Source organism: Acinetobacter sp. LipI_23, assembly GCF_058243045.1.
In genome coordinates, this window is the sequence record NZ_JBZAYJ010000001.1 from 3091347 (window position 1) to 3114152 (window position 22806).

At 40.6% G+C, this 22806-nt stretch carries 24 protein-coding genes and 4 pseudogenes; 13 read left to right on the top strand and 15 right to left on the bottom strand.

What is annotated here, in order from left to right; translation table 11 throughout:
- The first annotated feature begins 77 nt into the window (after positions 1–77).
- Positions 78–950, top strand: coding sequence for an EamA family transporter (locus AC4CVD_RS15280; protein ID WP_490748048.1), 873 nt, complete (start codon positions 78–80; stop codon positions 948–950).
- A 42-nt stretch (positions 951–992) separates the two neighbouring features.
- On the opposite strand, the gene AC4CVD_RS15285 is transcribed toward AC4CVD_RS15280, so the two are convergent.
- The 3 genes from AC4CVD_RS15285 to truB all read right to left on the bottom strand — a co-directional run bounded on the left by AC4CVD_RS15285 (position 993) and on the right by truB (position 3318).
- Positions 993–1451 carry a hemerythrin domain-containing protein gene (locus AC4CVD_RS15285; RefSeq protein WP_126035120.1) on the bottom strand — a complete coding sequence of 153 codons (459 nt, stop codon included), beginning with the start codon at positions 1449–1451 and terminating at the stop codon, positions 993–995.
- 158 nt (positions 1452–1609) lie between these two features.
- Positions 1610–2377 (bottom strand): sulfite exporter TauE/SafE family protein, encoded by a 768-nt coding sequence (locus tag AC4CVD_RS15290; RefSeq protein WP_062032328.1) that lies wholly within the window; start codon positions 2375–2377, stop codon positions 1610–1612.
- Positions 2378–2412: 35 nt separating this feature from the next.
- Positions 2413–3318 carry a tRNA pseudouridine(55) synthase TruB gene (gene truB, locus AC4CVD_RS15295; protein WP_201701724.1) on the bottom strand — a complete coding sequence of 302 codons (906 nt, stop codon included), beginning with the start codon at positions 3316–3318 and terminating at the stop codon, positions 2413–2415.
- A 154-nt stretch (positions 3319–3472) separates the two neighbouring features.
- Between truB and AC4CVD_RS15300 the strand changes: the two genes are divergently transcribed.
- The 3 genes from AC4CVD_RS15300 to AC4CVD_RS15310 all read left to right on the top strand — a co-directional run bounded on the left by AC4CVD_RS15300 (position 3473) and on the right by AC4CVD_RS15310 (position 6669).
- Positions 3473–4504, top strand: a complete 1032-nt coding sequence (locus AC4CVD_RS15300; RefSeq protein WP_490747351.1) for a lipase secretion chaperone — start codon at positions 3473–3475, stop codon at positions 4502–4504.
- A 54-nt stretch (positions 4505–4558) separates the two neighbouring features.
- Complete coding sequence (locus AC4CVD_RS15305; RefSeq protein WP_490748047.1) at positions 4559–5524, top strand: esterase/lipase family protein; 966 nt, start codon at positions 4559–4561, stop codon at positions 5522–5524.
- 173 nt (positions 5525–5697) lie between these two features.
- A complete protein-coding gene (locus tag AC4CVD_RS15310) occupies positions 5698–6669 on the top strand; it encodes an esterase/lipase family protein (protein ID WP_490753392.1) in 972 nt (323 codons plus the stop codon).
- Positions 6670–6727: 58 nt separating this feature from the next.
- On the opposite strand, the gene rplS is transcribed toward AC4CVD_RS15310, so the two are convergent.
- The 4 genes from rplS to rpsP all read right to left on the bottom strand — a co-directional run bounded on the left by rplS (position 6728) and on the right by rpsP (position 8845).
- Positions 6728–7102 carry a 50S ribosomal protein L19 gene (gene rplS / locus AC4CVD_RS15315; protein WP_004691454.1) on the bottom strand — a complete coding sequence of 125 codons (375 nt, stop codon included), beginning with the start codon at positions 7100–7102 and terminating at the stop codon, positions 6728–6730.
- A 140-nt stretch (positions 7103–7242) separates the two neighbouring features.
- On the bottom strand, positions 7243–7983 hold the full coding sequence (gene trmD / locus AC4CVD_RS15320; protein ID WP_005401335.1) for a tRNA (guanosine(37)-N1)-methyltransferase TrmD: 741 nt from the start codon (positions 7981–7983) through the stop codon (positions 7243–7245).
- A 27-nt stretch (positions 7984–8010) separates the two neighbouring features.
- Positions 8011–8559, bottom strand: a complete 549-nt coding sequence (gene rimM / locus AC4CVD_RS15325) for a ribosome maturation factor RimM (protein ID WP_490753393.1) — start codon at positions 8557–8559, stop codon at positions 8011–8013.
- Between the two features lie 28 nt (positions 8560–8587).
- Positions 8588–8845, bottom strand: coding sequence for a 30S ribosomal protein S16 (gene rpsP / locus AC4CVD_RS15330; RefSeq protein WP_004718284.1), 258 nt, complete (start codon positions 8843–8845; stop codon positions 8588–8590).
- Positions 8846–9307: 462 nt separating this feature from the next.
- Here rpsP and AC4CVD_RS15335 point away from each other — a divergent pair, with 462 nt between their 5' ends.
- Entirely contained in the window at positions 9308–10240 is a 933-nt protein-coding gene (locus tag AC4CVD_RS15335) for an IS5-like element ISAjo1 family transposase (RefSeq protein ID WP_490753394.1), read from the top strand.
- Positions 10241–10454: 214 nt separating this feature from the next.
- Here AC4CVD_RS15335 and ispH read toward each other — a convergent pair whose 3' ends face one another.
- The gene (gene ispH / locus AC4CVD_RS15340) at positions 10455–11405 is read right to left on the bottom strand and encodes a 4-hydroxy-3-methylbut-2-enyl diphosphate reductase (RefSeq protein WP_004978047.1); all 951 of its coding nucleotides are present in this window, start codon (positions 11403–11405) and stop codon (positions 10455–10457) included.
- Positions 11406–11539: 134 nt separating this feature from the next.
- Between ispH and gmk the strand changes: the two genes are divergently transcribed.
- The 6 genes from gmk to bfr all read left to right on the top strand — a co-directional run bounded on the left by gmk (position 11540) and on the right by bfr (position 16364).
- The gene (gene gmk / locus AC4CVD_RS15345) at positions 11540–12163 is read left to right on the top strand and encodes a guanylate kinase (RefSeq protein ID WP_005401338.1); all 624 of its coding nucleotides are present in this window, start codon (positions 11540–11542) and stop codon (positions 12161–12163) included.
- Between the two features lie 77 nt (positions 12164–12240).
- Entirely contained in the window at positions 12241–12522 is a 282-nt protein-coding gene (rpoZ, locus tag AC4CVD_RS15350) for a DNA-directed RNA polymerase subunit omega (protein ID WP_004978050.1), read from the top strand.
- 223 nt (positions 12523–12745) lie between these two features.
- A complete protein-coding gene (locus AC4CVD_RS15355; RefSeq protein ID WP_005401339.1) occupies positions 12746–14845 on the top strand; it encodes a RelA/SpoT family protein in 2100 nt (699 codons plus the stop codon).
- Between the two features lie 69 nt (positions 14846–14914).
- Positions 14915–15298, top strand: a complete 384-nt coding sequence (locus AC4CVD_RS15360) for a RidA family protein (protein ID WP_004691470.1) — start codon at positions 14915–14917, stop codon at positions 15296–15298.
- A 155-nt stretch (positions 15299–15453) separates the two neighbouring features.
- On the top strand, positions 15454–15648 hold the full coding sequence (locus AC4CVD_RS15365; protein ID WP_010327639.1) for a bacterioferritin-associated ferredoxin: 195 nt from the start codon (positions 15454–15456) through the stop codon (positions 15646–15648).
- 251 nt (positions 15649–15899) lie between these two features.
- Positions 15900–16364, top strand: coding sequence for a heteropolymeric bacterioferritin subunit Bfr (bfr, locus tag AC4CVD_RS15370; RefSeq protein WP_490753395.1), 465 nt, complete (start codon positions 15900–15902; stop codon positions 16362–16364).
- A gap of 156 nt (positions 16365–16520) precedes the next feature.
- Here bfr and AC4CVD_RS15375 read toward each other — a convergent pair.
- Positions 16521–17273, bottom strand: a pseudogene (locus AC4CVD_RS15375) (IS5-like element ISAha2 family transposase); the annotation flags it as partial.
- 50 nt (positions 17274–17323) lie between these two features.
- Between AC4CVD_RS15375 and AC4CVD_RS15380 the strand changes: the two are divergent.
- Entirely contained in the window at positions 17324–18352 is a 1029-nt protein-coding gene (locus tag AC4CVD_RS15380) for an IS701 family transposase (protein WP_007116247.1), read from the top strand.
- A 15-nt stretch (positions 18353–18367) separates the two neighbouring features.
- On the opposite strand, the pseudogene AC4CVD_RS15385 reads toward AC4CVD_RS15380, so the two are convergent.
- The 3 genes and pseudogenes from AC4CVD_RS15385 to AC4CVD_RS15395 all read right to left on the bottom strand — a co-directional run.
- Positions 18368–18559: pseudogene (locus tag AC4CVD_RS15385) on the bottom strand (transposase); the annotation flags it as partial.
- A 33-nt stretch (positions 18560–18592) separates the two neighbouring features.
- On the bottom strand, positions 18593–18778 hold the full coding sequence (locus tag AC4CVD_RS15390; RefSeq protein WP_490753396.1) for a hypothetical protein: 186 nt from the start codon (positions 18776–18778) through the stop codon (positions 18593–18595).
- A gap of 317 nt (positions 18779–19095) precedes the next feature.
- Positions 19096–19443, bottom strand: a pseudogene (locus AC4CVD_RS15395) (hypothetical protein); the annotation flags it as partial.
- 127 nt (positions 19444–19570) lie between these two features.
- On the opposite strand from AC4CVD_RS15395, the gene AC4CVD_RS15400 reads away from it, so the two are divergent.
- Positions 19571–20599 (top strand): IS701 family transposase, encoded by a 1029-nt coding sequence (locus AC4CVD_RS15400; RefSeq protein WP_007116247.1) that lies wholly within the window; start codon positions 19571–19573, stop codon positions 20597–20599.
- A gap of 82 nt (positions 20600–20681) precedes the next feature.
- Here AC4CVD_RS15400 and AC4CVD_RS15405 read toward each other — a convergent pair.
- The 3 genes and pseudogenes from AC4CVD_RS15405 to AC4CVD_RS15415 form a co-directional block, all read right to left on the bottom strand.
- A pseudogene (locus AC4CVD_RS15405) lies at positions 20682–20864 on the bottom strand (hypothetical protein); the annotation flags it as partial.
- 300 nt (positions 20865–21164) lie between these two features.
- A complete protein-coding gene (locus AC4CVD_RS15410) occupies positions 21165–21725 on the bottom strand; it encodes a TPM domain-containing protein (RefSeq protein ID WP_005401342.1) in 561 nt (186 codons plus the stop codon).
- Positions 21719–22792 carry a TPM domain-containing protein gene (locus AC4CVD_RS15415; protein WP_005401343.1) on the bottom strand — a complete coding sequence of 358 codons (1074 nt, stop codon included), beginning with the start codon at positions 22790–22792 and terminating at the stop codon, positions 21719–21721. Before AC4CVD_RS15415 ends, AC4CVD_RS15410 begins: the two co-directional genes overlap by 7 nt.
- Positions 22793–22806 lie beyond the last annotated feature (14 nt).

The following is a 22806-nucleotide window of genomic DNA, read 5'->3' on the forward strand; positions in this document are numbered from 1 at the left end:
GCATCCAACTTGGGTGCTGAATCGTTATACTAATCACCTTCTTAAAAAACAGGTCGCTATGACCTAATGTGTGCATGATGCCTAATTCTCAACTGATGGCAGTGATGTTCATGGTCTTGTCCATGCTGTCCTATCAAATCAGTGCTTCTTTTGCCAAGCAGTTGATTGCTGTGCTGGATCCCCTCACCGTGGTGACCCTTAGACTGTGCTTTGCCGCAATTTTAATTGTGCTGATGTTCCGCTCATGGAGCATCATCAAACGCCTACCGCATTTAAAATGGAAAGATTTACTCAGTTATACAGCAGCCTTATGCCTCATGAATATTTTATTCTACGCTTCACTGGGTAGATTGCCACAAGGTATTGCCGTCGGTTTAGAGTTTTTAGGCCCTTTAACTTTAGCGCTACTCTCGATCAAACAACGTCGTGATTATATTTGGGTCGGATTGGCGATTTTAGGTATTGCACTGATGGTGCCGTGGCATCAAGCCAATGCAACCAACTTCTCTTTCTTAGGAGCCGCATTTGCGGTTTCAGCGGGTGCTTGCTGGGCGCTGTATATTTATTTTGGGCAAAAAGTCGTCCGTCAAAATATCGGCATGCATGCCCTCAGTATTGCTATTGTGATCTCAGCCTTGGTGCTTCTGCCGATTAGTGCCACGCATAATCCTACAGCGCTAATGCAAACGGAATACTGGCCCAAAGCCTTATTGATTGCACTACTCGCCACAACCATTCCTTATGCTCTAGACCTGATGGCTTTGAAACGTTTAAGTAAACTCAGCTATGGGACGCTTTCAAGTTTGTCGCCGGCTTTAGCAGCCTTGGCAGGTTGGTTACTACTGAAAGAACAAATTAGTATGTGGCAAACGTTGGCGCTAGTTTGCATTATGATTGCCTCCGTTGGTGTTACCTTTAGAGCCAAACCGCAAAGTGATGACGTGCTTTAAAGCACAAAAGATGGCACTCGCCATCTTTTGTTTAAAATGGACTTAAACCAAACTGTCTTTTTCAATTTTTTTGTACTTTTTGTATTCCTGCTGATACTGTTTGGCGAGCGCAGTCTTTTGAGCATCGAGTAAGATTTTTCCTGCTTGCTGAAAAAAACCATGCTCCTCTTCTTGTAAGTGATGATGTACCGTTTCCGATAATTTTTTTGCAATTGCCAACCAGCCCGGATTTGAGAACTCCGTCTCCGTCAACTGTTCCAATAACTCATCCATTTTATGGTGTTCTGCCAAAGCATGGCGGGTAATGTTGAGGCCCGAATCGGTCATCATTAACGGGATATAAAAATAACGGTCTTCTGCCACAGCATGGGCAAATAATTCATTTTTAAGGCATTCAAATAGCTCACGGCGCTCAGGCGTATCCCCTGAAGTTTGGAGTAGTCGTTCAGCCAAATTTCGTTGTATAACGTGACTTTCTCTTAAGGCTTCAAATATATTCATTCTATGCTCCAGTTCCATTCAACTTAAAACATCATTTTTTATTGAAAAGCTTCTTGGCACAGCATTGAGTGCACTGTATTGATCATAAATGCAATAAACGAGAAATGAGGTCACAGACTGCGCGTTTTTTGTAATGAAGTTTTAAAGGTATCGCACCATTACATCAAAAACATTTGATAGCTCAATCTGAGAATTAAAATAGTTACCAAAATAAGAAATAAAATGCGGATAAAACCACTGCCGTATTTCAGCGCCATTTTTACCCCACAAATAGACCCGATCATATTTGCGACGGCCATCGTGCCTCCTACAGCGAAGAGCACATGCCCCGAGGGAATGAAAAAGCTTAGCGCCGCAAGATTGGTCATCACATTGCCAATTTTAGCCAATGCCGCCGCATGCAAAAAATCAACGCGTAAATAGCGAATAAAATAGAAAATAAAAAAACTGCCCGTACCTGGGCCAAACAAACCATCGTAAAAGCCAATGGCTAAACTCCCGATTCCCGCCAACAGCAAAATTTTAGGCGTCACACGCTGTGCCATATGCACTTGCCCAAATTGCTTCTTCATGAGGGTATAGACCGCCATCACAATCAACATGACCAAGACAAAGGGTTGAAGGACTTCTTTTGGAATCATGGCCACACTGGCTGCGCCCCCAAATGAACTGATGGTGGCACACACTGCAACCACAGCCAAAAGTTTCCATTCAAAGCGCACTTTTCGGGCAAAGGAAACGGCGGAAGTAGCTGTACCCACAACTGCCGCTAATTTGTTGGTACCAAATAAAGTGGCAGGTGCCATCGACGGAAATGCATTCATCAAAGCGGGAATTTGGATCAGTCCACCACCACCAACGGCGGCGTCAATTGCGCCTGCACAAAAGGCAAAAAAGATCAGACTGATAATAATGTCGATGTCCACGCCTTATCCTTTTTTTACCGAGTGATATATTTCGATTATAGATTTAAAACCCGCTTTGGAACCAATCTTTTCTTATCGGTAATTTCAGCCAAGCCTAAGCATTTTTCCCCATCGAAAACCAAGACCTCTGCTTCCGCTATATGCTCAATATTACTTTCCATACCGCGACTAAAGTATTCACTGCGTCCTTCTGGAACTTGTACTTTAGGAAAATGATCTACAGGTGCATATACAGGTAACAACAGTGCTTCGCGCTCTTGTTCAGACAAACTTTCCAAATACTCAATGGTATAACTTGGAATCAGATCAAAATGACCTGTTTTAATGCGGTGTAAATAAGTTAAATGACCATAAGTACCCAATGCCTTCGCAATATCTTCGCCTAAAACACGAATATATGTGCCTTTGGAGCAGGTAATATCAAGGGTGATACTGTCTGCTGTGAATGAAAGTAGCTCAATCGCAGAGATGGTAACCGGACGGGCTTCACGCTCAATTTCAATCCCTTTACGGGCTAACTCATATAAAGGACGGCCATCTTTCTTCAAAGCGGAATACATCGGCGGCACTTGCTGAATATCACCCACAAACTGAGCCAAAACGGCTTCAATCAAATCTTCGGTTAACTCAGGTACAGCCTGCTCTAACAACTGCTCGCCTTCTACATCACCTGTGGTGGTACTTTGACCCAGCTGAATGGTGGTTTGATAGCGCTTCACCGAGTCCAACAAAAAGTGCGAAAACTTGGTCGCTTCGCCCAAACAAATCGGCAGCAGTCCCGATGCCAATGGATCAAGTGCTCCTGTATGCCCCGCCTTTTGCGCACGGTATAACCAACGCACTTTTTGCAATGCCGCATTTGAACTGATCCCCAATGGCTTATTCAATAAAAATACACCATTCACGGCACGGCGCTGGATTTTTGAAGCAGATGATTTCATAACATAGACACGTCTTAAAGCTGCCGCAATACTATCAACCGCTTGTCTAGTTTTACAACTTTTCTGTTGTTTATTTACCCTTTTGTTTCAGAATAAATCGAGTTCAGTCATATGAACCAAATAAAAAATACAATAGGGATGTTAGGCATAGGATATGCAAAAAAAGAAATTATGGCTCATTTTCGCCGTGATCATCGTTGTCATTCTTGGTTTTCTCATTTGGCTCGCACCCAATGCAACTGTTAGCTCCAAACAAGGGCCGATTAGCTCTAGTGCTCAAAATACTACAGGCTTATTACCCACAGCGTCAGACTTGCCAAACGCATCGGGGCTGCCTTTTGTCAGTAACAGCCAACAGGACACCGAAGTCAACTGCCAACTGGTGCTCGACCAAGGTAATCGCTTAGTTGTCAATGAACAGACTCGTAATTGTTTTGAATATTTTATTACCCAATATGGTGAAAAAAATATTGACCAGATCAAGCAAGATTTTAAAGCCTATATCCAGCAAGGTTATCAAGAACCTGCGCTTAAGCAAATTTTAGATCTTTGGACTCGTTATTTAGATTATCGTGTGCAATTGGGTAGTCTGAAGGAGCCAAACCTAAATAAAGAAGATCCCGAGTACTATCGTAAAATTTTTACTTTGATGAAAAACCTACGCAGCCAGTTCTTTTCTGACTATGAAATCGAAGGTCTCTTTGGCGCTGAAAATACCTACCATGAATATACCTTAGACCGCATGAGCATCATGGCAGATCAGTCCCTGACCGAAGTACAAAAAGCGCAGAAACTGAAAGAGTTGTTTGCTCAACTGCCTGAAGATTGGAAAGAAAACCTAGAACAACTCTCCAAACTCGAAGATCTGCGTAAACTGACCTCAGATATTAAAGCGCGCGGCGGCTCTGCCGAAGAAATTCGCCAAATGCGCCAGAATCTTGTCGGTGCCGAAGCGACCGTACGCCTAGAAAAACTCGACCAAGATCGAAACAATTGGAAATCTCGGGTCAATACTTACTTAGAACAACGCGACAACATTCTCAACAGCAACATGAGTCAAGACGCGCAGCAGCAAGCTATTCAAAAACTACGTGATCAACAGTTTAATAATTCACAAGAACAACTTCGACTAGGAGCCTTTGAAACCACGCATGACACGGGAGGAAAACTTCCGTTCGCAGATTAAAGCTATACCGTGTTTGACTTTTTCAGGATGAAAAAAATGTTTATAACGAAAAGAATGATACAAACAATGTCACTCGTGGGTCTGGTTACCAGCCTTGGACTCAGCGCAACCACAGCCACAGCTGGTTTACAGACGGTGACTGCAAGCGTAAAAAGTAATTATGCTCAAACCAAATATCCATTGCTATTTACCCATGGCATGTTTGGGTTCAGCCGAGTGGGCGTTGCCGAACTTGGACTAGATTACTGGTATCAAATTTTACCCGACTTGGCTCGAAATGGTGCGACCACCTTTGCAGCACAAATTTCCCCTTTAGAATCAACTGAAGTACGGGGTGAACAGTTACTACAACAAGTTGAAGAGGTCATCGCCCTGACTGGCAAGCCCAAAGTTAATTTGATTGGGCATAGCCATGGTGGACCAACCATTCGCTATGTAGAAGCAGTTAAACCGCAATATGTGGCCTCACTGACAGGTGTGGGGGCAACATTTAGAGGTTCAAAAGTGGCAGACCAGCTTCTTGCCAATCAAGGTGGAACACAACTGCTCAGCCTAGCAGCAGATTATATTGTTGGCCCTATGCTAGCTTATGGGCAAAACAACCCTGCGTTAAAAAGTAATTTAACGGCATCGCTCACCTCGATTAGCGAGCAAGGTTCCCGTGTTTTTAATCAGAAATATCCAACAACAGCACTGGCTTCAGACTGTAACAAGAGCGGTGCAACATCCAGCAATGGCGTATATTACTATTCGTGGACTGGCACGTCTCAAGTCACGAACATTCTCGATGTCGCAGATAGTGCGATCTCACTGTTAGGGCCATTGGCCTATGGACATTTAGACAATGATGGTTTAGTGGCACGCTGTAGTACACACTTCGGTAAAGTCATCCGTGATAACTATGACTGGAACCATTTAGATGAGGTCAACCAAGTTATGGGACTACGTGGACTATTTAGCGCAGACCCTGTTGATGTCTATCGCCAACATGCCAATCGCTTAAAAATGCAAGGACTCTAGTTCTATTTTTCCCTTCGAATCTTTAACGTTTCGGAGGGATGCCTCCTAGAATTATCCAGTTACAAACTGTATTTAATTTAATCGGATTTCTCTACGCTCCTCCTCCCTCACCTTTATACTCATTTTTGACAACTTAAATTGTCGTCATAAAAACTAAAAAACGAGGATGATCAATGAAATATGGATTATTGATAGCTGGACTGCTGTCGACCTGCGCACTTGCTGTTACACAAACGCAAGCAGCTGCTTCACAAATTAAATCAAACTACGTTGCCTCTAATTATGCAAAGACCAAATACCCTTTGGTTTTTGCACATGGTATGGGTGGCTGGATTCGAGCAGGAACCGATGAACTTGGTGTGGATTATTGGTATCAAATCTTGCCAGATTTAGCCCGTAACGGTGCAAACGCATGGGCAACACGCGTTTCTCCATTCAACACATCTGAAGTTCGTGGTGAACAACTGCTGCAACAAGTTGGTGAAATCTTAGCGATTACAGGAGCACCCAAAGTCAATTTGCTTGGGCATAGTCACGGCGGGCATAGTATTGCTTATGTCTCAAATGTTATGCCCAATAAAATCGCGTCTGCAACAGCCATTTCTAGTCCTTTAAAAGGCTCTCCTGTGGCGGATTTGATTATTTCCGCGCAAGGTACACCGCTAGAACAACCACTGGTGGGCTTAATCAACTTTGGGTCCAAGGCTATTGTTTGGGCACAACAGCAAAACCCAAACTCACTTCCACATGATGCACTCGGTGCGGGTAAAAGTTTAAGTCAAGCTGGGGCTAAAGCTTTTGCACAAAAATATCCACTGGGTATGCCAAAAACAAGCTGTGGTGAAGGTTTAGCGAAAGAAAATGGAATTTATTTTTACTCTTTCTCTGGCAACTCAACGTTGACGAACGTACTTGATCCAGACTCATTACTGGCGGCGACAGGCTTACTCATGCAAGCGCCCAATGATAACGATGGCTTAGTTTCACGTTGTAGTGCCAAGTATGGTAAGACCGTGCGCGATAACTATAATTGGAACCATTTAGATGTGATTAACCAGTTCTTTGGATTACGTTCTATTTTTGCTCCAGACCCTGTTGATGTTTACCGACAACACGCCAACCGATTGAAGCTTCAAGAACTCTAAAATTTAGGCATAAAAAATGCGCCATTGGGCGCATTTTTTACTCGTATAAAACTTAAAATTAAGCTTTAACTTTACGAGCTGGTAACTTTTCACGAATACGTGCAGCTTTACCAGACAATTCACGTAGGTAGTAAAGTTTAGCACGACGAACGTCACCACGACGTTTCACTTCGATTTTAGCAACGATTGGAGAGTGAGTTTGGAAAACACGCTCAACACCAACACCGCTAGAAATTTTACGTACTGTGAACGCAGAGTTCAAGCCACGGTTTTTCTTCGCGATTACAACACCTTCAAATGCCTGAAGACGCTCACGGTCACCCTCTTTTACTTTAACCTGAACGATAACTGTATCGCCTGGTGCAAAAGCTGGGATGTCTTGTTTAAGCTGTGCATTTTCAACAGCTTGTACTAAAGGATGCTTACCGCTCATGGGGTATCTCCAATATGTGCGGGTCAGAAGAGGTCTGATATCCGCTGGGTATAGAGGCTAAATCGCATAGACCCGATTATCTTTCTCTTTATGCTTGACCACTTCAATGCACAAAGAGCCTATTAAAAGAATACTCTGAATTAAGTATTCAAATCTGTTAGCCATTTCTTTTGCTGCTTCGTCAACTCTACATTGTCCACCAACTCAGGTCGGCGTTGTTGTGTTCGTTGATAACGCTGCAAAAACCGCCATTTCTCAATATTGGCATGATGTCCCGACTTTAAGACTTCAGGGACATCCAAACCTTCAAAATGGTCTGGCTTGGTATATTGTGGGCAGTCCAAAAGACCATCCACGAATGAGTCTTGCACATGAGACTGTTCATCAGACATTGCACCCGGAAGTCTCCGAATAATACTGTCTAATAAAACCATCGCAGGAAGTTCTCCACCCGATAAAACGTAATCCCCTATGGACCATTCCTGATCAACATATTTTTGGATCAAACGTTCATCGACCCCTTCATAACGACCACACAGCACAATCAATCCATCATAGTCGACAAATTGTTGTACTGCAGGCTCATTTAAGGTTTTTCCTTGCGGTGACATATACACCACAGGAACATGAACTGCACCTGCTTGCATGGCAAGCTCTTTGGCATGTTGAATTGCTTTTGCCAGAGGCTCAGCCATCATCACCATACCTGGACCACCACCAAATGGACGTTCATCCACTCGTTTGTAGTTGCCCTCAGCATAATCACGAGGATTAATACAAGTTACTTGTACTAAATCACTTTTTGCTGCACGCCCGCTAATACCGTAGGCTGTAATCGCTTCAAACATTTCAGGAAAAAGCGTAATGACTGCAAAAAACATCGCAGACCCCCGTATTTCCAAAAATAATTAGTAATCTACGCTCCAATTAACGTAGATACGACCAGCTTCGAGATCAACGCGTTGCACCACATCTTTATGCCATGGAATCATACGTTCTTCAGTATCAATACTGTCTGGTGTTGCGTGAACCACCATCACATCATTGGCACCTGTCTCAAACATTTCATGGATTTTTCCGAGATTTACTTCTTGTTCTTCATCATCCAAACCTAACACTGTTAAGCCTTTCAAATCTGACCAGTAAAACTCATCCATTCCTGCTTTAGGAAGTTGCGCTTTTGAAATCCAAACATTTGCGCCAACTAGGTTATCTGCTGCAGTGCGATCAATGACGCCTTTGAGCGAAACAACTAAGCCTTTGCCATGCGGTTTCCAACGTTTTACATCTATTGTTTGCCAACCTGCTTTGGTTTCAATGTACCAAGGCAGATAGTCAAAGATGTTGCTCATCGGTTCTGTATTGGAATAGATCCAGAGCCACCCATTTAATCCATATGCTGAACGTAACTGTCCAATCTGAATACGATCTTCGGGAACATTCTGTGTTGGTGTCATGGGCTACCTACTACTTAATTAGCAAAAATTATGCAGTAGCTGCAGCTTTCTTAGCTTGAGCAGCTAAAGAAGCAACACGTTCAGATGGTTGAGCACCTTGAGCAACCCAGTGTGCAAAACGATCAGCATCTAAACGAAGTTTTTCTGCTTTACCTTGAGCTGTTGGGTTGAAGAAACCAATACGTTCGATGAAACGACCGTCACGTGCATTACGGCTATCAGTTACAATAACTTGATAGAACGGACGTTTTTTAGCACCACCGCGTGCAAGACGAATAACTACCATGATACAACCTTATAGTTTTTACGGATTATCCCTGCCCCGACCACCGGAACATTTCAAACCCCTTTCATAGAGGGCAATATTTTACGTTATCTTTACTGCGAAAGGAAGATCAAAATTTGTTTATCCACAATTTTGAATTTGGATTTTATCTGCCGTCCCAGTTGGAGGTGGCTGAAGGAGTACAGGCAGAACCGCTATTAATGTCTGTTCCTTTGTGATGTGTGCTGAAATAATAGGACACTTCCACTTGGGAGATTCTAGGCAGCCAACTTGTAAAAGTCCTCTGCCATTTAATTTGATGTCTTAAAATCTAATCCTTTCTGAATTCTCTGCTGATTATAAAATAGCTCTATCTATGTATTTTGTAATATCTGCTTTAGCTTCTTCTCTAGTTTTATAGTTGCGATGGGCTTTGTTGCACAAAGCTATTCTTAAAGGCTTCTTCAGCAATATAATTTCCAAATGAAGAATCCTGCATCTAAAATTTATCGCACAACGAATTGGTCCTCTTATAACCAAGCTCTAATCAAGCGAGGAAATATTTCAACTTGGTTCGATCCTCAGACTAAATGGTATGCTCAGCCACAGGCTAAGCATGGAAGAAATCAAACTTATTCTGATACAGCAATTCAGTGCTGTTTGATGATCAAATCTATCTTTCGACTTTCTTTGCGTATGGTCACAGGCTTTGTGCAAAGCCTAATTCAACTCAGTGGGTTAAGTTGGACAGCACCAGATTATTCCACACTTTGCAGACGACAAAAGCAGATTGATATTGCGATCAGCTATCAAAAAAGTCATGAAGGATTACATCTATTGATAGACTCAACTGGCCTTAAGTTTTTAGGCGAAGGTGAATGGAAACGTAAGAAACATCAGCCTGAATATCGTCGGCAATGGCGTAAATTACATATTGGTATAGATGCTAGAACCTTGCAAATACGAGCTGTACAGCTGACAAAAAATAATGTCAGTGATTCGCAAGTCCTTGGAGATTTACTTGATCAAATCCCATTGGATGAGCAAATTGATTCAGTCTATACAGACGGAGCTTATGACACAAAACAATGCCGTCAGGTCATTGCAGATCGGCAAGCGTATGCAGTGATTCCACCCAGAAAAAATGCAAAGCCTTGGAAAGATAACAAAGTTCATTCGCGAGAGCGAAATGAATTACTTCGAACAGTTAAACGTTTCGGCAGGACACTATGGAAAAAATGGTCAGGCTATCATCGGCGAAGTTTGGTCGAAACCAAGATGCATTGCATCAAATTATTGGGGGATAAACTCAGTACGAGAAACTTTCAAAGTCAAGTCAATGAAATGCATGCACGTGTGGCAGTATTAAATAAATTTACGGAGTTAGGTCGACCTCTCACCCAAGTTGTCACTTGAATTTGAGTAGAACAGGGTAAATTTAACTTTTAAATCTTTATGCAACAAAGCCATGTTGTACTAGGAAATTCTGATGCTGCTGGCAACTCTATCCCAGTCACAGTTAAATCCGTCACCCCATCCTCTATCAGTTATCAATAACTAAATGCCCCCTTTTTTTAAAGAAGGGGCATTTTCAACTACATATAAAAACTTATTAAATGAAATTAACACTTTAGGCTTGAGTTACTGCAATACGTAACTCTTTTGGCAAACTAAAGGTAATATTTTCTTCCGTTCCGGCCAGCTCTTGTGGTGGTGTTGCACCCCAGTCTTGTAATCGTTGAATCACTTGCTTAATTAAAATTTCAGGTGCAGATGCACCCGCTGTGACGCCAACTTTAGCAATATTTTCAAACCATGCCTGTTGAAGTTCATCTGCATTATCGACCAAATAAGCCGCTTTACCCATTCGCTCGGCCAATTCTCGTAAACGATTTGAATTCGATGAGTTTGGTGAACCGACCACCAACACCACATCACATTGGGTTGCTAAATCACGCACCGCATCTTGACGATTTTGAGTCGCATAACAAATGTCATCTTTACGCGGCCCTTGAATCTCAGGAAATTTCGCCCGTAAAGCATCAATCACTTTTGCAGTATCATCGATCGATAAAGTTGTTTGAGTCACAAAAGCCACTCGCTCAGGATGATGCACTTGAAGCTCAGCCACGTCTTGTTCATCTTCAACCAAATAAATCGCACCACCATTTTTCAGGTCATATTGCCCCATGGTACCTTCAACTTCAGGGTGGCCTTCATGACCAATTAAGATAGCCTCAACTCCCTCACGAGCATATTTAGTAACTTCAATATGAACCTTGGTCACCAATGGACAGGTTGCATCAAAAACTTTTAAACCACGACGCTCGGCTTCGATCTGTACCGCTTTAGAAACCCCATGCGCACTAAAAATTACAATATTGTCATCGGGTACTTCATCTAGCTCATCGACAAAAATTGCACCCCGTTGACGTAAATCGTCCACGACAAATTTATTGTGTACCACTTCATGTCTTACATAAATGGGGGGATTAAAACACTCAAGTGCACGATTTACGATGGCAATCGCACGGTCAACACCTGCACAAAAACCACGTGGATTGGCCAATACAATTTCCATATGTTCCTCGATACCACTTTTCAATCAGCGGAAACTAATAAAATAAATGCAAACAAAGTGACGCCTTGCTATTTCGTTTAAACCTTGTCTGCTCTAAAATAGAGAAGATATTTTATCATATCAGGAAAAATATCATGTCGGGTCTCTTGTTTGTCGTTTCTGCAGCTTCAGGAACAGGCAAAACATCCCTCGTAAAAGCCCTCCTCGATCGTGTAACGAATCTTCACGTTTCTGTTTCTCATACTACACGTGGGCAACGTCCCGGCGAACTTGATGGTGTACATTACCATTTTACCGAAAAAGACTCATTTTTGGCCTTGGTTGAACAAGGTGGTTTTATTGAATACGCTGAAGTCTTTGGCAATTACTATGGTACAGCTCAAGCTACTGTGAAAGAACAACTCGCGAAAGGTCATGATGTTCTATTAGAAATTGACTGGCAAGGCGCACAGCAAGTTCGCAAGCTTTTTCCTGACTCTAAACAAATTTTCATTTTACCACCAAGCCAGTTTGATCTGCGTCAGCGTCTGTCTAACCGTGGCACAGACTCGGTTGAAGTGATTGAGCGGCGTTTAGGCTGTGCAGTTGAAGACATGCAACAATATGTTAACTTCGACTATGTCATTATCAACGATGACTTTAATAAAGCTTTGCACGATCTTGAGTCTGTGATTATTGCCAATCGTTTAGTCATTACTCAGCAAGCAAGTCGTCATCAGAAAATGATTTCTGAGCTGATCACCCCAGTTGAAAAGTGATTAAAACTTGAGTCTACAGACAAAGCACTTTATACTGCACAGTCTGTTTAATTTTAGCCTTTGTAACGAGAACTCTTATGGCACGCGTAACCGTTGAAGATTGTTTAGACCATGTAGACAACCGCTTTGAGCTTGTACTAGTGGCAAGCAAACGCGCGCGTCAATTGGCACGTCAAGGCATTGAACCTACTGTTGAGTGGGACAATGACAAACCGACTGTTGTTGCATTACGTGAAATCGCAATCGGTCATGTTTCTAAAGATATTTTGAAACAACGTGAGCAAGACTACCAAACTTCGAGTCTTGATCTTGCACTTTCTGCAAACAATTTGAATTTAGATGGTTTTTCTTTCCAATAAGAAAAATTTATCGCTTAAAAGCCTAGTTTTTAACTAGGCTTTTTTATTGGATAACTTTTATATTTGTGCAATACACGTTATAACTAGAAGATAGGATTCATCGTGGTTTAGGTGTATCTTTTTTGCTTTTCTCTCAATGAAAAATTTGACAACTCATGCAATATGTTTTTCATTAGAGGATCAGTAAAATTTTCTTGTAATTGCTACGTCTTAAAGGTGTTTTATGCCAGGCCCAATGGTCAGCCAAGCTAAACAACAGCTCAAAACTATTATCGATGCTTACTTAACTGAAAGCGACGTCGAGCGAGTGCTTGCGGCCTGTGATTATGCGGATATTGCCCATGATGGTATTACCCGTAAAAGTGGCGAACCCTATATTTTGCACCCGATTGCGGTAAGCTGCATTTTAGCGCATATGCGTCTAGATCCCGAAACCCTGATGGCGGCACTTTTACATGATGTGATTGAAGACACAGACTTTAGCAAAGAAGATATTGCAGAAAAATTTGGAAAAACCGTTTCCGAACTGGTCGATGGTGTCACCAAACTTAGTCAATCCAGCGATAAAGAATATAATAAAGCCGCTTCTTTCCGAAAAATTCTGCAAGCCACATTACAAGACCCACGTGTCATTATTATTAAACTGGCTGACCGCTATCACAACATGACTACCTTGGATGCACTACGTCCCGATAAGCGTGCGCGTATTGCTCAAGAAACCTTTGATATTTTTGTCCCAATGGCACGTATTGTTGGTATGAATGAGATGGGCGATAACCTCGAACATCTGTGTTATCAAAACCTTGATCTCGACATGTATAACAATGTCCAAGAAGCCCTCCTGCAAACCAAACCCAAACGCTGTGAATATCAAAGCAAATGGGAAAATAATCTTACTGAGCTATTAAAAACCCATCAAATCTCAGGTCGAATTAAAAAGAAAAATAATAATATCGAACTGTTACGTCACTTTGTAAAAAATGACATTGATCTACATGAACTTACGCATAGTCATGCCTTTGAAATTATTCTAAATAGTATTGCTGACTGTGACCGCTTAGCCGATGTGTTACGAGAGAGTTTTCAAGTTTTACACTTTGCAGACCATATTCGTAAACCACTCCCAGGTGGTAACCAATCGCTACTACTACGTTTAAAAGGTGAAAACACAACCTTATCAGTCACCATTCAAACCGAACTGATGCGCAAAGCTGCGCGTTTTGGTGTAGTCCTAGGCGATAGTGCTCCGCAAGCTTGCCGCTCTGCGATTCAAGCCTCGATGCAGAACTTGAATGTCTTGATCGATGGAGCCTGTGCTAAAACCACTTTTAGCGAACTGCTCGATTATTTACACCAAGAGAAAATTTGGGTGTATACCCCACAAGGTCATCTACACGAGTTACCACAAGGTGCAACGGTAGTCGATTTTGCCTACTCTGCTAGCTTATTTTTAGGTAACCATGCGGTAGGTGCGAAAATCAATGGGGAAACTAAACCACTTTCTACGCCATTGCACAGTGGTCAGGTGATTGAAATTATTACTGATGTCTTGGCCACCCCAAACCCAGATTGGCTCAGCTTTGTCAACACGCAAAAAGCCCGTCGTGCCTTACAAAATATACTGCGTGAGCAAGACATCGAAGAACAACGCCTTGTTGGACAACAAGCTTTAAATCGCGCTTTAAAGCTATTCAATGTATCCATTAAAGATTTAACCGAATCAGATTGGTTAGAACTTTTACAATGGCGACATATTGAAAGTAAAGACCAACTCTTTGAACAAATTGCCGTGGGCGATTTACTGCCGCAATTGGTTGCGAATCATTTGTTTGCGCATGACCAAAGTGCACAGGAATCTGACAGACTCATTCAAGGTACTGAGGGTGTCGATGTTAAATACGCACATTGCTGTAACCCTGTGTTGGGTGACCCAATTCAAGGACATTTATCACGCCGCGGTCTTATTGTGCATCGTGCACGTTGTCATAACCTCCTACATGAACAACATCTGCACCCTGAAAATATCATGCCGTTGCAGTGGACTAACGAGAATGAAGAAGAAATTAGTTTTACTGCATATTTATTGATTAACATGGCCATGGATGACGAACAAATTTCTGACCTAATTTATCAATGCCGTAAAGAAAAAATCGGGGTCGAAATGGTGTGTAATCAAGATGATAAGACTTATGTCAATGTTGTGGTGCACAACCGTAAGCAAATTGCAAAAATCATTCGTGATCTACGTATGCATTTTGGCTTCCCACGTATCAGTCGATTGGCTCAACCTGTTAGTATTGCGGAAACATCGATTGCGAGTTAATTGTTTAAATCCACACATTTTAATGCCAATCTAGGCTATGATTGATGGTGAATATAATAGGAGAACACGATGTCCCGCCAAGTAATTCATACTGAAAATGCCCCTGCTGCGATCGGCACTTATTCGCAAGCAATCTTAGTCGGCAATACACTTTACCTTTCTGGTCAGATCGGTTTAGACCCATACAGTATGGAGTTGGTTGAAGGCATTGAAGCACAAATTCGTCGTGTGTTTGATAATTTAAAAGCTGTCTGTGAAGCTGCTGGTGGAACACTGGCTGATATCGCGAAGTTGAATATTTTCTTAACCGATCTTTCAAACTTCCAGTTGGTCAATCAAATTATGGGCGAGTATTTCGCACAACCTTACCCTGCACGCGCTGCACTCGGTGTGGCTAGCCTACCTAAAAATGCATTGGTTGAGATGGATGGCATTGTGATTATTAATCAATAAGTTATATTTTTTTAAGAAAAAGCCACCGATTGAGTGGCTTTTTTTTATCCAAAATTCCAATAAAGACAAATGAGATTTCAAATGATTTTTATTGACAAACGATAACAATTATCAATAATATCACTTATCTTATTTCATTCATGTGGCTTGCTGAAATGTACGTGTGCTTATGCCGTGGTATTACAGATCAAGATATTAAAGACGCTGTTGAAAATGGTGCGGGCAGTTATCGCGAAGTTCGCGAGATGCTGGATCTCGGGACATGCTGTGGTCGCTGTGCACCAGAAGCACGCTCAATCATCAGCGCAGAAGTCTCTGCGATTGCCTCACGCTTAGCTATTGCTGCCTAGATATTTTATTCGTTTTTAGAATAACCATAATTATAAACGTACTCTTTATGAGTAGCTCCTCCCCCGCTTATGACTCTAAGCGGGTTTTCTTTTTAAATGCCTAAAAATCCAATTTCCACCTCGTATGCTTTTGATTGCGATTTTCATTTGCTGTTCTATAAATTACTCGCCAAAATCCACTTTGTTGTTTAAGATATTTCTCATAAGTTATTGATATTATTTTTAAGCCGCAGTTTGAATGGAGCTTTCTCATGAAAGGCAATCGTGATGTAATTAATCAGTTAAATCAGGTGCTTTATCATCATTTAACTGCCATTAACCAAAATTTCCTGCACTCTCGTATGTTTAATGATTGGGGAATTGAGCAACTCGGTTCAGCTGAATATAAAGAGTCAATCCGTCAAATGAAGCATGCTGACAAAATTATTGAGCGCATTCTTTTTTTAGAAGGTCTACCAAACTTACAACACTTGGGTAAACTCTATATCGGCCAACATACTGTTGAAGTTCTAAACTGTGATGTCCGTAAAGTTAAAGAGAACATTGAATCCATTCAAGCCGCTGTTAAGCTTGCCGAAGAACAACTGGACTACGTTACTCGAGATCTTGTTCAAGAGATTTTAGAAAAAGAAGAAGAGTGGTTAGATTGGACAACTACACAACTCAATTTGGTTGAAACCGTCGGTGTAGAAAATTATATACAGAGTCAAATTTAAGACTTTTCTACTGTTTAAAAAAAACCTGCATATGCAGGTTTTTTACTGTTTATGCTTATTTCCAAAGATAAAATAATCATTAATTTTGAGTACAGTTCTCAGGGGCTTTGTTGCACAAAGATTTAAAAGATAACACTCTGCTCATTTGAACAGAATTCAAATGACAACTTGGGTATGAGGACGACCTAATTCTGTAAATTTGTTCAATACGGCTATGCGTGCATGAATCTCATTCACCTGACTAGAAAAACTCCTTGCTGTTAATTTATCACCTAATAGTTTGATGCAATGCATCTTGGTTTCAACTAAACTTCGACGATGATAACCAGACCATTTTTTCCAAAGCGTTCTTCCTAAACGTTTAACTGTTTTCAGTAACTCATTCCGCTCTAAAGATCTCAATTTCTGATCTTTCCATGGTTTTGCATTTTTTCTTGGCGGAATGAGCGCATGTGCATCTCGATCTAGAATGACTTGTCTGCAGTGCTTCGTGTCATAAGCACCATCGGTATAGACCGAATCAATTCGTTCATCTAAGGGAATTTGAGCAAGTAAATCACCGAGTACTTGCGAATCGCTCACATTATTTGTAGTAAGCTGTACTGCACGTATTTGCAAGGTTTCAGCATCGATGCCAATATGAAGCTTACGCCATTGGCGACGATATTCAGGTCCATGTTTCTTACGTTTCCACTCACCTTCACCTAGAAACTTTAAGCCAGTTGAGTCGACGAGTAGATGTAGCCCATCACTACTTTTTTGATAGCTAATCGCAATATCAATATGTTTTTGTCTTCGACAAAGCGTACTGTAATCTGGTGCGGTCCAATTTAATCCACAAAGTTTAATCAGACTTTGAACAAAACCCGTGACCATGCGTAAAGAGAGTCTAAATAAAGATTTTAGGACTTACGCATTGACGGATTCAAAAAAGTATTAAAATACTTTATAAAGTATCTGTGATCAGACGAATTAAACATGCTTCTACAGCAACTTGTACATTACCCATTTATATGGGCTTTCTCATGACAGAACCGAACTCTATTAGCTGCACACAACTTGCCGAGACTTATAACATCTCGCATGATAGTGTAAATCGCTTTCTAGAACGTGAAGACTACACACCTCACGACCTATATCAAGAAGCAATTCAACATATTGATAATAATAAACTTATAGTCAGTATTGATGATACTGTTTTAGATAAACCCTATAGTCAACATATGGACTTGGTTAGCTATTTTTGGTCAGGCAAACACCACCGATCCGTCAAGGGTATTAATCTCATTACCTTGTATGCGACAGATCAGAATGGTCAAAATATTCCAATTAATTTCCGAATTTATGACAAATCTGAAAGTAAAACCAAGAATGATTACTTTATGGATATGTTAAGTGAAGTACTCAGTTGGGGTGCAAAGATTCAATTTATTACAGGTGATAGTTGGTATTCATCGACTGGAAATCTAAAAACCATAAGAAAATATGGTATTCGATTTATGTTTGGTATCGACTGTAACCGTAAGGTTTCCCCAGAAAAAGGACAATGGTTTCAACTGCGTTTATTGCCAAATTTCCATCAGGGTCAAGTGGTCTGGCTCAAAGATTTTGGCTTTGTACAATTATTTAAGACTCAGTTAAAAGAACAGCAGAGGTTTTATATTGTGCATCAAGATGAAGATGATTTATTGTCCTTTGAGGGTTTTCATGAATTACATTCAAGTCATTGGAAAATAGAGCAATATCACCGGGTGATTAAACAGGTTTGTCATATTGAAAAGTTTCAAGTAAGACGATCTAAACTGATTTTGAATCATATTTTTTCAGCCTTGATGGCCTACGTCGAGATACAAAAGAACCAGTTTGAGCGGATCTTTGAAAATGTATATCGTTGGCAGAAGAAATTATTTAGACCAGTTATCAAAAACTTCATTGATGACTTTATTCTCGATAAAAATCATCTGCTACCACAGAGAATCTATAAATAATAGTGCGTAAGTCCTAGATTTGATCATTAAACAGCATTGAATAGCCGTATCGGAGTAAGTTTGATTTCGACCTTGCTTGTTTTGTGGTTGTGCATACCACTGAGTGTTTGGATCAAACCAAATGGAAATGTTGCCCCGATTAATGAGAGCGCGATTATAGGAAGACCAGTTGGTTGTACGATAAGTTTTAGGAGTAGGTTTATTCATTTTGAAATTATAGGACTGAATAAACCTTATAGGCTAGGTTTGTGCAACAAAGCCATTTGGATCTAATTCAGGTTGGTTTTGCAATTGAGTGATTGCCTCAACATCCATATCTAGCACTATTGCGAGCGGAGACTGACTAAGGGAAAGCAGTTTAGCAGCCCTAAGTACTGACTTTCTCAATACAGCTGCTGGTACTACCTGCTGTTCCAATAACGTCATAGCATCACCTCAAGCTCTAATTTTACTGATCAAGCCTTAAATCTAACAATATCATACAAATTACTAGATAAAACGATCACCTATTACTGTTCGTAGCATACCAGTTATTCTTACTTGTTAGACGATCAGAAATAGTCACATAAGCTAATTTTTGCCAACACCTGATGATTCATACTTACACCACGCCCTGCTGCTTCCAAGGCAAGTTTTTGATGAACAATGATGGAACACGAACAATAAATCGACCACTATATTAACCAAGGGGGGCAGTTTTTAAATGCCGTTAGGGGGGCATTTTTACACTGCCGCTAACACAGCTATCTTCCTAATTTTTTAAAATAGGTTTCACATTTTGAAGCGGGGCCAAAATTATATTTTAAAGCGGTATTGGCTCTAGCTGTTGCATATTCAATACCTTGAATTTCACGCTGCTGAGCAAAAACTTGAATCGCAGGATGTAACTGTTCTGAGCAACTGGCATCGTTGCTAAAGTATTTTAAAGTCTTGGTATTGGAAAAATATATTGCAGCAAACAATCGCCCATCTTTAAACACAATCGCGGATGAAGCATCTAAAGTGCTTCCAGACCGACCTTCATAATACAGCGCCTCATCTGTTTTCAGTAAATATGGCGCTGAGTAATTGTCAAAATTAGATTGAAATTTGGTGGTGTTTCAAAAAGTATGCTGATTATATTTTAACCACAATTGAAATCTCATAAAGCATTAAAAATATATAGGACTTACGCATTGACGGATTCAAAAAAGTATTAAAATACTTTATAAAGTATCTGTGATCAGACGAATTAAACATGCTTCTACAGCAACTTGTACATTACCCATTTATATGGGCTTTCTCATGACAGAACCGAACTCTATTAGCTGCACACAACTTGCCGAGACTTATAACATCTCGCATGATAGTGTAAATCGCTTTCTAGAACGTGAAGACTACACACCTCACGACCTATATCAAGAAGCAATTCAACATATTGATAATAATAAACTTATAGTCAGTATTGATGATACTGTTTTAGATAAACCCTATAGTCAACATATGGACTTGGTTAGCTATTTTTGGTCAGGCAAACACCACCGATCCGTCAAGGGTATTAATCTCATTACCTTGTATGCGACAGATCAGAATGGTCAAAATATTCCAATTAATTTCCGAATTTATGACAAATCTGAAAGTAAAACCAAGAATGATTACTTTATGGATATGTTAAGTGAAGTACTCAGTTGGGGTGCAAAGATTCAATTTATTACAGGTGATAGTTGGTATTCATCGACTGGAAATCTAAAAACCATAAGAAAATATGGTATTCGATTTATGTTTGGTATCGACTGTAACCGTAAGGTTTCCCCAGAAAAAGGACAATGGTTTCAACTGCGTTTATTGCCAAATTTCCATCAGGGTCAAGTGGTCTGGCTCAAAGATTTTGGCTTTGTACAATTATTTAAGACTCAGTTAAAAGAACAGCAGAGGTTTTATATTGTGCATCAAGATGAAGATGATTTATTGTCCTTTGAGGGTTTTCATGAATTACATTCAAGTCATTGGAAAATAGAGCAATATCACCGGGTGATTAAACAGGTTTGTCATATTGAAAAGTTTCAAGTAAGACGATCTAAACTGATTTTGAATCATATTTTTTCAGCCTTGATGGCCTACGTCGAGATACAAAAGAACCAGTTTGAGCGGATCTTTGAAAATGTATATCGTTGGCAGAAGAAATTATTTAGACCAGTTATCAAAAACTTCATTGATGACTTTATTCTCGATAAAAATCATCTGCTACCACAGAGAATCTATAAATAATAGTGCGTAAGTCCTAATATAGTGAATTTAATTTACTTATTTTCAATTTCTCTATTGACAGAATTAACTAGCATACTTTTTGAAACACCACCTGAAATTTTAGATAATCATGCTTTAACAATGTTTGAAGTTCTGTTTGGATTTTTGGATTCAAAACAATTTGAGGAATTGATGAAATATCTGAATATTGAATGAAGTCTAGTTCTTGAGCATGAGTAAAACCGGAGATTGAAAAAAGTAGAAAAAGATAATAGTGATTCTTCATATCAAATTTATTATTTTTATGTCCATATTGACTTACTTATGGATTGTTCATTTTATATGGACACTTATGGAGTATCAATAAGAGTGAAACCCTTTTGAGCGTTCATAACATTCTCCACAAATGTTTTGTTAATTTTTTATAAGCTTTTTAAGCTACTTTGTAATTAGCATGTATTATGCCAACTTTTATTATATTTATTTTTAAATAAAAAACAGCACTTTATTTCACTATTTAAAAATTTATTTTTGAGCATTGTGTTTTTATGTAAAAAACTGACAAATATTGTCAGTTTCCCTCTTTCTAGTTCAACATAATTGGCGAATTGCTCAATTCATCAGCTTTATCCTCTATTTTATTGGCATAGAAATGATCCAAAATAGTCCCAACTTCAGTAACGGCATCGACTAAAGCCTGCCGATACTGTTGCTGTGCCATTTTTGCAATAATACTTTGGCAGACCTCGTCCCACACCTGCTGTGTAGTAGCTAACTGTATTCCACGGTCAATGACAATCTCGACTTTACGCTCACACAAGTTTAAGTACAGTAAAATCCCGCTATTCAACTCGGTATCCCACACACCGAGCTCAGCAAACAGTTGTTTCGCACGTCCACGAGTATCTAAATAATAGGCTTCTCGAGCAGGCATGTGCCCTTCGATCACCACTTGGATTTCACCAATGTGCCCATGTTCAGCAGCAGATACCGCTTGCGCAATCGCATGTTGATCTTGCTGATTAAAAAAGCGTTTACTAGCTGGCATATGTAATAAATGCTTTAACCAACGCTTAAAACTCGGTTGTACAACTTCATCTAGCTTTGGTTTAGTAACGATGTCCGTCGTTTCAGTTGTTGTTACCATGACCCTGATGCTCCTCCACCGCCGAAGCCGCCGCCCCCGCCACTATATCCACCTCCACCAAAACCGCCGCCGCCACGACCTCCGCGCCCACCTCCACCGCCAGAAGAGAGAAAGAGCTGAAATATCGTTTGGGCTAAGGCCGTGATGAGTAAAAAGAAAATCCCACCACCAATTAGCAAACTGGTGACTAAACCAGCTCCATTGACCAAGCCTGCCACGATGCCTGCAACTGCAGCCGTCGAGGCACTTAAACGCTTCCCCACCACAAATGAGCCAATTGCGCCAGCAATTAAGATAAATAAAGCAGTACTAAAGGTTTTACTTTTGGCTTCCTGCTCTCGAATGGCTTGGTCTTGGCGTTCTTGTAATTCCTGCGCTGCTTGGGCTGCAACTTCAGGGTCAAGATTTAAAATACGTTCAATTTCAGTAAGCCCTGCATTGATCCCTTGAGCATACTGAGCTTGTTTAAAATACGGTGTGATTTGTTGATTAATAATGCGATTCGCAATAATGTCAGGAATGACGCCTTCCAAACCATAACCCGTAAGAATTTGCATACGTCGGTCATTAACGGCAATTGCAATCAGCAAACCGTTGTCCTGCTTTGCTGAACCGAGCTGCCATTGGTCTGCAATACGCATTGCAAAACCAAAAATATCCTCTTGACCTGTGGTCGGGACAATCACTACGCCTATTTGGGCTTTTCCTGTGTCATGCAAGGCACGAATTTTTTGGCCAATAGCTTCCTTATCTTCAGCACTTAAAATATGTGCTTGATCGATCACGGGTTCATTTAAGGTCGGTAACGCCCATATCAATTCACCTTCTGCCATATCATTGGCAATGGGTGGTTGTGGCACGGCATCAGTATTGGTAGAGCTTACCTTATTAGAACTCGCTGCTTGCTGACCTTGAATCATCTTTCCAGCAACGATTGTTTCCGCAGCACCATCTGTTGCTGTAGCAACTTCCGCCCATGTTAAAGAACTTAGACACAGCAGTCCTGATAAAATGAATGCAAGCATCCATTTATAGGAAAACCGTAAGAACTGCTGCCGTCCTATCATTCATTCACCCTATA